A 14501-nucleotide genomic window follows, 5' to 3' on the forward strand; every position below is an offset into this window, starting at 1 on the left:
GCTATGAGTATTTCTGAAAAAGAACTGGAAATTCTACAAGAGGTGCAAGAACGTATTTTGTGGCTTGCTACTCGAATGATTGATTATGCCAATCATGATCGAGAAAATACTGATGGAGTAAAAGTTGGTGGACATCAGGCTTCGAGTGCTTCAATGGTTTCGATTTTAACTTCACTCTACTTTCATCACTTAGATGCAGAGGATCGAGTGAGCGTTAAGCCCCACGCTTCTCCGGTATTTCATGCTATTCAGTTTCTGCTTGGAAATTTAGATAAGAAATATCTCACCGAACTGAGAAGTGCTGGTGGATTACAGAGTTATCCTTCGCGAACCAAGGACCCCGACCCAGTTGATTTTTCAACCGGCTCCGTCGGTCTAGGCGCGGCTGCGCCGCTTTTTGCAGGTGTTACACGCCGGTACGTTGATGCACACTTTGGTAAACGCCCACACTCTAGGTTTATTGCCTTGATTGGTGATGCCGAACTCGATGAGGGAAACATTTGGGAAGCTGTTGCAGATCCAGCAACTGATGGAGTTGGAAATGTCATGTGGGTTGTCGACTTTAACCGCCAATCATTGGATCGAGTAATTCCTGGAATTCGAATTGCACAGTGGAGAGCTCAATTTGAAGCGGCAGGCTGGCACGTTATAGAGGTTAAGTATGGCTCTAAATTAAAGAAGGCATTTTCAATCGCGGGATCCGAAAGTTTTAAAAAATGGTTTGATGATATTCCAAATGAACAGTATCAATCTCTATATGGTCAAAGAATTGAAGATGTTCGTGAACGCTTTCTAGATGGCGCACCTGATGGAGTTAAAGAACATCTAACTTCATATTCTGATGCCGAGCTTTTTGCTATTTTGAGTGATCTTGGTGGTCATAATTTAGAATCCCTTGTCGAAACTTTTCAGTTCTGCGATAGCATGATTGATCGCCCAAGCGTTGTATTTGCATATACCGTTAAAGGTTGGGGACTTCCGCTGGCGGGGGATCCGCGCAATCATTCTGCTCAAATTTCTACATCACAGATTAATGATCTTCGAAGTCGAGTTGAATTAACCGTTGAGGATGAGTGGAACGGATTTTCACCAAACTCGGATGTGGGAGAGTTTCTTCTCAAGCGCAGTGCTTCTTTAAAGCGCCCAATTCACTCTGGTGAAATTAGCGCAGTTATCCCAATATCAACTAATATAAAGAGCAGCGGAATAGTTTCCACTCAGGAGGTTTTTGGGCGCGTTCTCACTGAAATTAGTCGAGATGAATCGATTCGTCCTTACTTAGTAACAACTGCACCCGATGTCGCAACATCTACGAATTTAGGTGGATTCATAAATCGAACTGGCGTTTTCCATCCTAAAGAAGTTCGCAGATGGAATGAGGATCCAGTTTTAAAGTGGGCAGAGGGACCTACGGGCCAACATATTGAATTGGGCATAAGTGAGATGAATTTATTTATGCTTCTTGGCATGTTAGGTCTCTCGTACGATCATTCAAATCAACCTTTGATCCCAATCGGGACGGTTTATGATCCATTTGTACTCAGGGGTTTAGATGCCTTTATTTATAGCGTTTATTCTGGAGCTAAGTTTATAATTACTGGTACTCCTTCTGGTGTGACTCTAGCTCCCGAGGGAGGAGCACATCAATCGACCATTACGCCCTCAGTTGGAATGGAACTTCCTGGAGTTGTTCTCATGGAGCCGGCCTATGCACAGGCACTTGATTGGCTGCTCTGCGATGCTATAGCCCACGTTGGCGGAGGTAAACGCGATACCACACCAGATCTTCGGCCAAATGAGCTGGCCTTCTATTTCAGACTCACAACCAGACCCGTTGATCAAAAACCATTCAATGATGCAAAGGATCGTTTAGGCGAAGCGCTGTTGCGAAGTCAGGTTTTAGCTGGGGCTTACCGATTAATCGATGGTCGTGATGGATTGAGCGAAACCAGTGGATCAATCACTGCTCCAGTAGTGCATTTAGTTGGCACTGGTGCCGTGATGCCGGAAGTTATTGAAGCTGCACGTGAATTAGCTAGCGAAGGCGTAGTTGCACATGTCGTTGATATAACTTCACCCGGCCGTTTGTATGGCAGTTGGCAGAGAACACTTAAACAAGGAATTCGTACGGCGAGCACTCCATCATTTCCTGGATCTTTAAGACCCATTTTTACCGAGCGCGCACCGATTGTTTCAATTCATGATGGTGCATCACATGCTATGGCTTGGCTTGGTTCAGCTCTGGGAATGCCACAAGTTGCAATGGGCGTAGATACATTTGGTCAATCTGGCTCGATCGGCGAGCTCTATAAAATTCATGACCTCGATTCAGGATCAATTGTTAATGGCGCACTAGCTGCATTGAGTCTAAATATTTAGATAGCGCTATCTTTATGCGCAATCAAGGCACCAATAAAACTCGGCTGAAAAGGTAGTAAAGGCAGTAGACAGGCATTAAGGGCATGGTAAATATCGGGCTTTCCCGGCCAAGTAGTTTCAATCACCTGCAACTGAGAATTGAGTTCATGATGCCAAGAACCAAACTCTCGATCGATAACATGGCGATCAATGAATAACCACCAATGGTCATAGTCAATCAAAAAATTTTGATCACCTGTAATTCGCCAGAGCACATACGCTGCCATTACCGCCTCTGCCGCAACCCAATGCATTCGGGAATGAACAACTGGCCGCATCTGCCAATCCATCGTGTAAATAAAGCCGGGTGAATTGTCAGCATTCCATCCATACTCTTTGGCCTGCTCGTAAAGCTTTCTGGCACCTTCCTCAATCCATTCATAACCTGCTTGACCTTTTACGAGTAATCCAACCTGCATCACGAGCCTTGACCATTCAAATAAGTGGCCAATTGTGACCCCAAAAGGTCGAAATTGATCTGCCGGATTATCGTGATTGTATTCCAGCTCCACTTTCCAGCTGGATGAAAAATGTTCTGGAAGTAGCCAGTGATTATTTCGTGCAAACTCATTTATAGTGCGTTTACAAATTGCCAATGCCCGATCAAGGTATTTTCTGTTTTTAGTTAGATCAAAGGCGGCTGTAAGTGCCTCTACGGCGTGCATATTTACATTGATGCCACGATAACCACTCAAAGTGCTAAATTCCAGATCCCACTGATCATTCATCATTTCAAACTCTGGATCCCAAAAAAAAGTATCAATGGCATCCTCTGCCCTCCGCAAGAGCTTCGCTGCACCTTCGACTCCAGCAGCGGTGGCCGTAATAGCGGCTAGAAGGACAAACATATGATCATAACCGAGCTTTGAAACTCCAATCGATTTTCCCGATGTATCAATCGCGTTAAAAAATCCAGAGTTTTTTTGGTCGAAGAACAAATCATTAAGCGCATCCACACCATGTTTAATGAGCCGAGAAGAGTCCTGCAGACCCATTAAATGTGTAAGACCAAAAACTTGAAGCATTCGGCACTGAACGTAGGCTTGGCGAGGCTGGCTCGTATCAACTTGCCCGTGCGAATTCAAGTATCCAAAACCACCGTTGACTATTTCTGAGCCATGTGCAAATTCAATGAGAGATTGTGCCTGCCTTAAAAGGAATTTCTCCCCATAAATCGTCGATCCAGTCTCATCAAGTAAAGAATTACTCATGAATTTTAACTGAAAGCTCTTCCCGTGCATCAACGAAGGCTTTCACGCACTCCCTAATCTCATCGAAAGTATGGCTTGCACTAAGTTGAATTCGAATCCGTGCTTTACCCATCGGAACAACTGGATATGAAAATGCAACTGCATAAATGCCACGATCAAATAGAGCTTTAGCCATGGAAACCGCAAGATGCTCATTACTAAACATCACAGGTACAATGGCATGTTCACCCGGAAGTAGATCAAAACCCTCCTCAACCATTAATGCTCGGAATTCGCGGGCATTTTCTCTCACCTTTACAGCTAACTCCGGATTTGAACGCATTAAATCCAAAGCTGCGATTGTTCCCGCCACGACCGATGGTGGCACAGAGTTTGAAAATAAATATGGACGGGCTTTTTGGCGCAACATCTGCACTATCTCTGGATGTCTTGAGCTAATGAAACCTCCAGATGCTCCACCTAACGCCTTGCCAAGAGTGCCTGAAATAATGTCGACTCGATTTTGAACTCCCCAATATGTTGGAGTTCCAGCTCCGCCAGCTCCGATAAATCCAGTTGCATGTGAATCATCGACCATAACCAAAGCTCCGTATTTATCTGCTAAATCGCAGATTCCAACAAGTGGTGCGAGATAACCATCCATAGAAAAAACACCGTCGGTAACAATGACAATATTTTTTGCCTTAGATGCAGATTGAAGTTGGATCTCCAAATCTGCGAGATCGCGGTTTTGACATCGAAATCTCTGTGCCTTGCACAATCTAATACCGTCGATGATCGAGGCGTGGTTGAGAGCGTCAGAAATAATCGCATCATTTTCGTCGAAAATCGCTTCGAAAAGGCCACCATTTGCATCAAAGCAGGAGGGGAAAAGTATCGTTGCCTGCGTAGAAAGAAAGGAAGTTAATTTATCTTCAAGGGCAACGTGCTGGGTTTGTGTTCCAGCAATAAATCGAACACTTGCCATGCCGAAGCCAAATTGATCCAGAGCCGTTTTAGAGGCAGCAATTATCTGATCATTATTTGCCAATCCGAGATAGTTATTTGAACAGAAATTCAAAAGATTTTTACCACCAGCATGCACAAGAACTTGTTGCGCGCCTGTCAGAGCGCGTTCATGTTTATATAGGCCGGTACTTTCTAGGTTATCCAACTTGGTTTTTAAGCCATCTATAAATTCAGGAATCGATGACACAATTAACTCCAATCCAAAATTATTTTTCCGCAATTACCTGACCGGGCAAGCTCAAAGGCCTCTTGCCAATTATTTGCCGCAAATCTGTGAGTGATAACTGGCGAGACGTCGAGACCCTTTCCGACCATCGCATTCATTGAGTACCACGTCTCATACATTTCGCGTCCGTAAATGCCTTTGATAGTCATCATATGTGTCACAACCTTTGACCAGTCAAATGAAATCGGAGCTTTAGGCAGACCAAGGGCGGCAATTCGCGCCCCGTGCCCAACGTTCTCTAAGATCATGGGCATCGCTGATTGATGTCCACTCATTTCAAATGCAATATCAAAACCCTCTTTCATTCCTAACTTAATCATGGTTGTAGAAACATCGTCAATTGAAATATTTATCGCAGCATCTACTCCCATTGAGCGAGCTAAATTCAATCGATACTCATTGACATCGGTTATAACAATAAAACGTGCACCAACGAAGCGAGCAATGGCTGCAGACATAAGACCGATTGGCCCGGCTCCAGTTATGAGAACATCTTCGCCAACTACTGGAAAACTCAATGCGGTATGTACAGCATTTCCAAGCGGATCAAAAATCGCGGCGAGTTCCAAATCAATATCATGAGGGTGCAGCCACACATTACTTTCGGGAATTACTACAAACTCGGCAAAAGCGCCATCGCGATTAACTCCAACGCCAATTGTGTTCTTGCACAGGTGGCGACGGCCAGCTCTGCAGTTACGGCAAAGCCCGCAGACAATGTGGCCTTCACCAGATACTAAGTCTCCAACATTTACCGTTGTAACGTCTGCGCCAATTTCAACAACTCGTCCGACAAATTCATGGCCTGGGATAAAAGGGGGCGTCAGATTCGCATCGGCCCAAGAATCCCAACTTTCAATGTGCAAATCAGTTCCACAGATTCCGGTTTTAAAAACTTTTATCTTGATATCCCGCTCACCAGTTACAGGCTCCGGCAATTCAATGAACTCTAAACCTGAAGCGCGATTGCTTTTGTATAGAGCCTTCATGTGAACTCCAATTCTAATCTAGGCTCATAACATTACTCGCAGGCTTTACCACGCCATCAATAAAGGGGACACCTAGATGCTTATTTCTTGTGTGGAAGCCCAAACCAACGAGTCGGTCCGGCATGAGTGACCCAGATTTTTTGCCCTACGCTAAATCCGAGCGGTCCGGCAATGCGAGCCGTGATCTCTTCATCCGGCCATGAATCTAACACAAGCTGAAGAACGGCATCATGTCCGTAGTAATCCACCTTAGAAACGATGGCGCTAAAAGCCGCGGCCGATGGCACTTCAGAAACTACTATCTCCTCAGGCCTGATAACTAACTGCCCGATCTCTATCTCGCCTTTAAGATCAATCTGTGCAAGAGCAAAACGAATTGAATTACTCGCATCGCGCTCTGCCTTTAAGAGCAGAACATCTCCTGTACTGATCGCGATTTCAGGAGAGATCGGATTGGAGTAGACGCTACGTGAGCTTCCATATTGGAGGATTTGTCCATGACGCATGAGTGCAACGATATCGGCCGAAACTAACGCCTCTTCGCGATCATGAGTAACCATCAACGCGGTTGTCTTTCTCTCCTTTAGTAAATAGCAGACTTCTTCGCGCAGTTCATTTCGCAAAGCGGCGTCAAGGGCGCTAAAGGGCTCATCAAGAAGTACGATCTGCGGTTTGACAGCAAGGGCTCTTGCCAGAGCAACACGAGTTTGCTGCCCACCACTTAATTGGTATGGCTTCCTAGTTGCTAAATTTTTCATTCCAACGAGATTGAGCATCTCATCGACTACTTCGATTTTCTCACTTTTGCCCACTCCAAAACCAATATTTTCAGCAACGCTAAGGTGTGGGAAAAGTCCTCCCTCTTGTGGAACATAGCCGATGTGTCGTTTGTTTGGTGGGAGTACAAGAGAGGAGATGCTAACAAGTTGTTTACCAAAGCGAATCGTTCCGGAAGAAGGCGTGATTAATCCTGCAATTGAGCGAAGGAAAGTTGTCTTGCCACAGCCAGAAGGTCCTAGCACGGCTGCAAAAGCTCCTGATGGAACTACAATCGATAAACTCTCGACAATGGGTCTGCCATCGAAGCGAACGGTTAACTCATTTACCTCAAGTGAAGTCATTGAATAAGCCCTTCACTCTGTGCTTGGGAATCCGACTTGTCCGGCCGGGTAAGTATAAATGTAGGAATTGCTGCGATGATAATTAAAACGAGAGCATATGGCGCTGCTTCGTTAAATTTACTGATGGAGGTTGCCGCCCAAATCTCGGTGGCAAGCGTCTCGTATCCAGTAGGGCGCAACATTAAAGTCGCAGGTAGTTCTTTCATGGCAGTAAGAAGCACTAGTAAAAATCCGATTAATACCCCAGGCGCAGCTAAGGGAAGGGTCACGCGCCTAAAGGCAGCTAAGCCTGTTATACCTAGCGTTTCTGAGACATCATGCAGGATGGGAGCAATTCGTTGCAGACTGGCTCGAATAGAGCCGACGGCCTTTGCTAAAAAGAGAAGGGCGTAGGCAAATGCCAAGACTGGCAATGTCTGATAGATCCAGGGAAACTTCGAGCTCAGGGCGACAAGTGCTAAGCCAATAACAACTCCGGGTAGAGCATGAGTAAGCAAGATAGACGACTCTGCCAATTTTGGAATGAATCCAGATCTGCGCGCCAGAAGAATGCCCAACGGGAGCGCGAATGCCATGGCAAGAGTTGCACCGGCAAATGATGCAATCACAGTGGAAAAAGTTGCTGAGATTAAAGAAGCCATATCGATGCTCTCAGTGTTTTGAATAAATCGTGTTGTCAGAACCCAGAATGGAACACCGAGGGCTAAGAGCGCATAAGTGAAAATCAGAGTAAGTAATGGCCATCTAAGCCATCCGACTTTAATTTTAACGTGTGTTTTAACAATTCCAGCATTAGATTTAATCACAGTCCGTCGACCGCGCAATCTAAACTCTAAGGCGATGATGAAAATAGCAAGGAGTATGAGAGCTAGCGAAATAACGGCTGCGCCATTTCGATCAAATGTAGCTCGATACATAGTATAAATATTTCTGGTAAAAGTATTGACTCCAAGCAGAGATACGGCGCCAAAATCACTTAACACATAAAGAAAGACAAGGAGTAGGCCGGCAGAAAGACTTACTCTCATCTGTGGCCAGATAACTCTACGGAGCACCGCCACTTGAGATAGACCTAACGATCGACCGGCTTCGACTTGGGTAAAATCAATTCGTCGCAGACTCGCTACTGCCACCAAAGTTACATACGGGCTAGTGCTAAGTGTAAGGACTAGGACCGCAGCCCAAAAACCGTTAAAGCCGGGATAGATTGAGATCCAGGCATATGTTAAAACATAAGATGGAATGGCCAAGGGAAGCACAGACAAAATAATAGGCAAAGAGCCAAAAGGAAGTGTGATGTTGTGAATGAGCCATGCAAATGTTGAACCCACGATGAAGGAGAAGAGCAGAACAATGCTGGCTAAAAGTATTGTCGTTGTATAAATCTCAATAGTTCTATCGCGTAGCAACAAATTAGTCAGAGATTCCCGATCGATTTCGCTACCCCGCTTGGTGAGGTAGAGCAATGGAATTGCGGCGATCGCGATTACTAGGATCGCTGTAAAATTCAGGGAAAAATCTTTTTTGAAACCAGCATTGCCTCCAGATGGAACCACTCTGGAGGCAATCGCGTTGGACTTAATTTTCAGAGTAACCCGACTTTAATAAGCAACTCCTGTGTTTGCTTGAGATCTTTAAGTGAATCCAAGTTAACAATTGGCGCACCAATCTCTCTAAGAGTTGGCTGCCCTGCCGGAGTTATCACATTAGGTAAAACCGAATATTCGTGGGTCTCTGAAACAAATCTTTTCTGAGTTTTCTCTGCAAGTAAGTATTCAATTAACTTATTTGCGAGAGATTGATTTTTGCTGGTATTGAATACCCCTGCACCCGAAACATTTATGAGATTTCCGGCATCTCCTGGCCCGAAGAAACCATTTACTACATTTATTTCGCGCCCAAGCGCCTTAGAGACTTCCCAGGTGTAGTAGTGATTAACAAGACCCAGTTGAATTTGTCCAGCATCGATCGCTTCAACGATTTGGCTATTCTTTTCAAATAATTTGGGATTATTGGCGACAATCTTGGTAAGCCAATTCTTCGTAGCTTCATCCCCGCGAATTAATCGAAGAGCCGTGACGAAAGCCTGAAAAGATGAGTTTGTCGGTGCAATTCCTATCTTTGAACTCCATGATGGATCGGTGAGATCATCAATTGAGGTAGGAAGTGTAGTGACGGCTCGCGGATCATAAGCAAAGACCCGAGCTCGACCCGTCAATCCCACCCATTGTCCCGAAGAGGCTCTAAATGTGGCAGGTACAAGTGAGAGAATTTCGTTGGACAGTTTATTAAGTAATCCAGCCTGAGCTACAGCTCCCAGAGCACCTGCATCTTGGGAGATAAAAATGTCGGCCGGAGAGTTTTCACCCTCCTCTAATATTTGAGCGGCAAGCTCTGCGGAGTCTCCATATCGGATATTGAGTTTAACTCCGCTCTCAGCTTCAAAATCGGCAAAGAAAGGGCCGATGAACTCCTCGCTACGCCCGGAATAGACGGTCAGCGATTGGCTATCTGAACCTCCGATTCCGCAGGCGGTTACGGTTAGAAGAAGCACTAAAAATAAGATGGTTGCTTTTATTGTGCGCATTCGATTCCTTTGGTAGGCAGGCACATACTGAGTGAATGCACCTCTATGCCGAAGAGTATCTAGGGATATCCTATTTAAGCAACATTAGTGTTGCGTAAATACCTGTGGTACCCCTCACTCAATGGCCCTCTGTTGACTATTGCTCCTGCACCAAACGTTGCGTGGACCGAGCACGGCGGCGCAGCGTTTGATAATTTCTTGAGATTGTTAAAGCGCGTGCACCTGGTCGGGTGCATCTGCCCTAATGAACACAGGGATGCGATCGATAGGTGTTGCTACCTCAATCCACTGTTTTCCAGTCCACTTTTTTCGATCCCAGAAATCAATCCAGTCGCCTTCGGGTAGGTATACGGGGATAGTTGTCGCTGTTTCCTCTGTAACCGGAGCGACCATGAGGTATCGACCGAGCATGTACTGGTAGGGCGCTTCCCAGATGGAATTGTCTTCTGCGTAATCAAAGAAGAGTCCAGCCATGAGCGGTCGCCCAGTTTCAATCGCGATCTCGCCCTCCGCCGTCAAATAGGGGATCAGTCGCTTTCTGACTGTCGCAAAGTCACGGAATCCAGTGAGAACTTCTGGATTGTCGGTCTGCTCAGCAATATTCCAGGGAGAGCGATCATTTGATGGTTTTCGATGATGGTTATACTCAGAATGAAATTGCATGATGGGGCAGAAGGTGGCCATGGCTGCGCCACGTAAGTAGAGCTCAGCGCTAGGAAGCTCTCCACTAAATCCGCCAATGTCCCATCCCCAGAAGAATATTCCACTTGCAGAAGCCGATATTCCCGCCCGCACAGAAGCACGGTAGGCATCCCATGTTGAGTCTTCATCACCGGCCCAGAAAATGGGGTACGAACTGCTTCCGGCAAAGCCTGCCCGCGAGAATGTCACACCTTCCCTTTTTGCATCGTCAAAAAGTTCATGAAAAGTCTGTGCGAATGCGACTGGAAGTAGATTGTTTTTCTCAAGGCCCGAGCGTCCATCTAAGTAACGCAAATCGGTTCCCCAGGCATGTTCACCACCATCGGTTTTAAAGCCATCTACTCCCATGTCAGTGATTAAATACTTATGAAGATCTGCCCACCAAGCACGGACACGTTTGTTGGTGAGATCTGGAAGTAAGCCATATCGAAGCCAGAATCCGCGAACGCGGTAGGGGTCACCTTCTCCACTTTTCACAACCAAGTCATTTTCGATCGCGTACTTCCAAATCGCCTCTTCCTGCGCATCTGGTTCGCCGCGCATGTCCTTTATGACGGAGTTTTGCCAGAGAATGACTTTTGCTCCCATTGCATGAATTTCATCAATCATCTTCGTCGGATCTGGCCATGCGCCATCTTCGGGGTACTCGATCTCGGAAGCTCGCAACCCTCGTGAACCATCAGTTGGTTTGTATTCGGCGTCTCGAAAAACCGTAAATGTGGTCTCGTCGGCCCATGCTTCGATAACTACAACGCCCAGATCGATTCCCGATTCCTTGCTTTTTCTGATTTCTTCAGCGACTCGCGCTTGTGTATTCCATTCATTACTACTGCCCCAAAGTTTGTAGATCCATTCAGGGGGATTCTTAGGTAGAGGGAACTCCACCATGTACTGACTCAAGATGGATGAAGGTGTTCCGGTGTATGCCTTGATTTCACAAGTGCTTTGGGAAGGATGTATATCTATCTCAAAGGAAATACGGTTCTTGTCGCTCGCCCCAACATCGAATCGGCTTGGATTACCAGTATTGAGATAGAAGCCATAGTTGCTGCCAATTACCATCCCAAAGGGTGCGGGTAAATATGTCCGATGGCCTTGTCCTTTGTATTCCTCGAAGACAACCGCATCGACAAGTTCCCCCCGTTGATCAACGGAGTGAAACCTTTCTCCGAAGCCGACAACATGATCTTCGGATGCGAGGGGAAGCCAAGCTCTCACTCCATACACTCGCTGCTGAGAGTCCTTGAGAACTTCAGATTCCATAATCGAAACTCCGGTCGGGAATTGTCCGCTCTGTCTTAAGAACCCGTAGTCAGGGCTCCACACAAGTGCGCAGAATGAGAAGACCTCCGTTCTCTCGCCGGACTCACTCTCAAGCCAGTAGGAGATTTCCTGGAACTCTTCGAGAACCGGCAAGACAACTTCCCAAGCAATTTCATCGGGATATTCGCCCGAGCGTGCAGCCGCATCTGCCAGATGCGTATTCGTTCCTGTGAATTTTGCGGTCTTGCCGTAGGGGCCAAAATCATCTGAATGAGCTTGACCTACGCATGTGAGTTCAAAAACCTGCACTTCATTTCCATCTGTAAGGTGCAAGACAACTTTTTTTATCGACTCATCGGTTCGAGCGCGAACCGACCATACATTTCCCGATCTCGGGTGTATCGGAATTCTTTGATCTGGCTCATGACGATAGGGATGTCCAAGGCCTAATGGTAAATGGATTAACACAATTCTATTCCTTTTCCAAGTTCGAATTCAGTGCGTTAGATAAGGACAAATACATGGCGTGACTCCAGAGGAGCGGTACGGCTGGCTCGCCCCAACTCGCGATCCATTCTGCTCTCATCTCTGGAAAGAGAAGTGGAATTTCTAGTTGTTCTGGAAGTTCGAGATCATCATTTATGAGAGTTTCAACCCATTCCAAAATTTCTGCCGCCTTCAACGTGTCGCCAACTTTGATCAATGATAAGCCAAGGAAACAAGAAAGAAGTGGCCAGCGACCTCCACCAAAATATCCATCTTCCTTGTGGCGGTATGTTCCGAAAATTCCCAATTCCTCTGAGACTGCCTCAATAGTTGACTGTGCGATCGAACTATTTCCCTCAATAAGTCCGAAAGGTGCGATGAGTGAGAGGAGGCTCGAATCTAGCCCTTCACCGTTAATCCATTTTGCAAGGCGTCCGTTGATCAATCCTTTTTCAACAATTAGGTCCACTATTTCATTGGCGCAGTCGCCGGCAACATTTCGTGACTCTGTCGACAGTTCCTTCCACGTGCTGCATGCTTTCAGGCCAGCGGCGATACTTCCAATACTAGCCACGTGTTGATGGCCAAAACTTTCTTCCCACCAATCATAGGATTCAATCTCCCAAAACGTGGATAAGTAACCAACAAGGGTCTCAACAGCCCGGTAAGTTGCACCATGGAGAGCATTTCCGCGTGAGAGAAATTTATCGAGCGACCAGATCCAGGTTCCAAATCCATCGAGTTGAAGGTTGGTCCAATACTCATCCGATTCTTGCCCATCGGCCTTGTAACGACAGTGGAGATGTTCCTCTAGTGCAATCTCTTCACCCTGTCGTTTCTTTCTAATGAGTGAAGCGATTTTTTCTTCACGGTCTATGATTACCCGAGTGGCCCACTTGTGGAAGTTAAGGGCGCTCTCGGTTTCTCCAGAGGAACTCATTGCCTCGGCGATGAATGCGCCGTCGCGGAACCAGCTGTAGTTGTAAACCCGAAAATTGGGTGAAGCAATATATGCACCGGTGATGGCTTGATTTGCCTTGATGATGCGAATACTTGCTCTTCTCAATCGGGAATGCGTGTCGATACTAATTCTCTGCACCATCGTTTCTGTAGGTCATTCAATCTTGACGTTGAAAGCGAATAGGGAAATGGCATTAGTAATACATTGGAATGGCGTTGCGGCTGATTGAGAGGCTGCAACGCCATTCCAACCATTGATTATTCTTTCGCGAGAATTGCGTTTACTGCACTTGCAGCCGAGTTCAAAGCTTGAGTAACTGAAACCGTCCCATTGAGAGCTTTTTCAAGCCACGCATTTACCGTGTCTTGCATCTCATTCTGTTGACGGATTACTGGAGGAGTGATCGGATTTTTCAGGGCCTCAAAGACCGCTGTGCGGTTGGCAGGTATGGGCTTCGAGAGGTAGATGGAGAGTGCCTTCTTGTCCGAGATTGCAGGAATTTCCCATGCAGCAGCGAGACGAATCTTTACAGCAGCGGGATCACTAGTCATAAATCGTGCCCATTTCCAAGCGGCTTCAGCATTCTTAGTTTTTGCAGAGGCTACAACGGCGTTGGCAAAGAAGTGGTTACCTGGGGTAACTCCACCTGGCTCGACCACGATATCCCAACCAAAGGGAACATCTTTATACGCATCGAACATCCAGATACCAGTGTGGTACATAGCGAGCTTGCCCGCTTTAAACATTGCACCGTCATCGAGTGTTCCCATTTGGGCTTTAGTTGGCGTATATCCATTTGCAGTTTTGCCGACCAACCAGTTAAGTGCATTGATGCCGGGCTGCTTATTGAAAAGTGCCTTTTTCTTATCTGGACTGAGGAACTTGCCACCAGCTTGTCCGAGGACTTTGTAAAACTCCCAGAACTGCGTTGGCTGAAAATCAGCATAGGTCCCTTCTGGCAGTTTGGCCTTAAGTGCTGCAGCTGCAGCAGCTTCATCGCTCCAGTCCCAACTTGAATTCGGGGTTTCAACGCCTGCGGCTTTGAAGAGATCTTTGTTGTAATACATAACAACTGTGGAGAATGAAGAAGGAACGCCGTATTGTCGTCCATTGTCGGAAAATACATCGTACGCCTTGCCATAATAGGAAGTCTTCTTAAAGGTTTTATCCTTGATCGATACCTTATTGAAATCAAGCAGAGTCCCAGCTGATGCGTATGTTATGAAGTTCTCATAGTTGAGTTCGAAGGTATCAGGTGTCTGATTTCCGGCCACACGAGTCTTCAATTTCGTAAAATAATCCGCGTAAGATGCAGATTGAACATTGATGTGAATTTTTGGATACTTCTTTTCGAATGCTTTTACCATTGCCGCAAGATCCTTCACGTGGTCAGGGACCGAAGTGAAAGTGAAGAAGTTAACGGTGGTCTTTGATGCTGCAACCGTTGGATTGCCAATTAAGCCTATAGTTGCAATCAGGGCGCCAGCGATACAAGCGACCCAGATTTTTTTCTTGATGCCTTTCATTTG

The 14501-nt window shown here is 46.2% G+C and carries 10 protein-coding genes; 1 reads left to right on the forward strand and 9 read right to left on the reverse strand.

What is annotated here, in order from left to right; translation table 11 throughout:
• Window positions 1–3: 3 nt before the first annotated feature.
• The gene (locus Q8K48_05425; protein MDP1851839.1) at window positions 4–2379 is read left to right on the forward strand and encodes a pyruvate dehydrogenase; all 2376 of its coding nucleotides are present in this window, start codon (window positions 4–6) and stop codon (window positions 2377–2379) included.
• Here the strand turns inward: Q8K48_05425 and Q8K48_05430 are convergent.
• From Q8K48_05430 to Q8K48_05470, 9 genes are all read right to left on the reverse strand, one after another.
• Window positions 2376–3629: an AGE family epimerase/isomerase gene (locus tag Q8K48_05430; protein MDP1851840.1), complete on the reverse strand. Its 1254-nt coding sequence runs from the start codon at window positions 3627–3629 to the stop codon at window positions 2376–2378. The genes Q8K48_05425 and Q8K48_05430 overlap by 4 nt on opposite strands.
• On the reverse strand, window positions 3622–4824 hold the full coding sequence (locus Q8K48_05435) for a glycine C-acetyltransferase (GenBank protein ID MDP1851841.1): 1203 nt from the start codon (window positions 4822–4824) through the stop codon (window positions 3622–3624). Before Q8K48_05435 ends, Q8K48_05430 begins: the two co-directional genes overlap by 8 nt.
• 2 nt (window positions 4825–4826) lie before the next feature.
• Entirely contained in the window at window positions 4827–5852 is a 1026-nt protein-coding gene (gene tdh / locus Q8K48_05440; GenBank protein ID MDP1851842.1) for an L-threonine 3-dehydrogenase, read from the reverse strand.
• Window positions 5853–5932: 80 nt separating this feature from the next.
• Window positions 5933–6973, reverse strand: coding sequence for an ABC transporter ATP-binding protein (locus Q8K48_05445; GenBank protein ID MDP1851843.1), 1041 nt, complete (start codon window positions 6971–6973; stop codon window positions 5933–5935).
• On the reverse strand, window positions 6970–8529 hold the full coding sequence (locus Q8K48_05450) for an iron ABC transporter permease (protein ID MDP1851844.1): 1560 nt from the start codon (window positions 8527–8529) through the stop codon (window positions 6970–6972). The genes Q8K48_05445 and Q8K48_05450 overlap by 4 nt, the downstream gene beginning before the upstream one ends.
• Window positions 8530–8558: 29 nt before the next feature.
• Entirely contained in the window at window positions 8559–9560 is a 1002-nt protein-coding gene (locus Q8K48_05455) for an iron ABC transporter substrate-binding protein (GenBank protein MDP1851845.1), read from the reverse strand.
• A 207-nt stretch (window positions 9561–9767) separates the two neighbouring features.
• Window positions 9768–11993, reverse strand: a complete 2226-nt coding sequence (locus Q8K48_05460) for a glycoside hydrolase family 31 protein (GenBank protein MDP1851846.1) — start codon at window positions 11991–11993, stop codon at window positions 9768–9770.
• A 4-nt stretch (window positions 11994–11997) separates the two neighbouring features.
• The gene (locus Q8K48_05465) at window positions 11998–13077 is read right to left on the reverse strand and encodes a glycoside hydrolase family 15 protein (GenBank protein ID MDP1851847.1); all 1080 of its coding nucleotides are present in this window, start codon (window positions 13075–13077) and stop codon (window positions 11998–12000) included.
• Window positions 13078–13229: 152 nt separating this feature from the next.
• Window positions 13230–14498, reverse strand: coding sequence for a sugar ABC transporter substrate-binding protein (locus Q8K48_05470; protein ID MDP1851848.1), 1269 nt, complete (start codon window positions 14496–14498; stop codon window positions 13230–13232).
• Between the last annotated feature and the right edge of the window lie 3 nt (window positions 14499–14501).

The organism is Candidatus Planktophila sp. (assembly GCA_030681675.1).
Lineage (GTDB): Bacteria > Actinomycetota > Actinomycetes > Nanopelagicales > Nanopelagicaceae > Planktophila.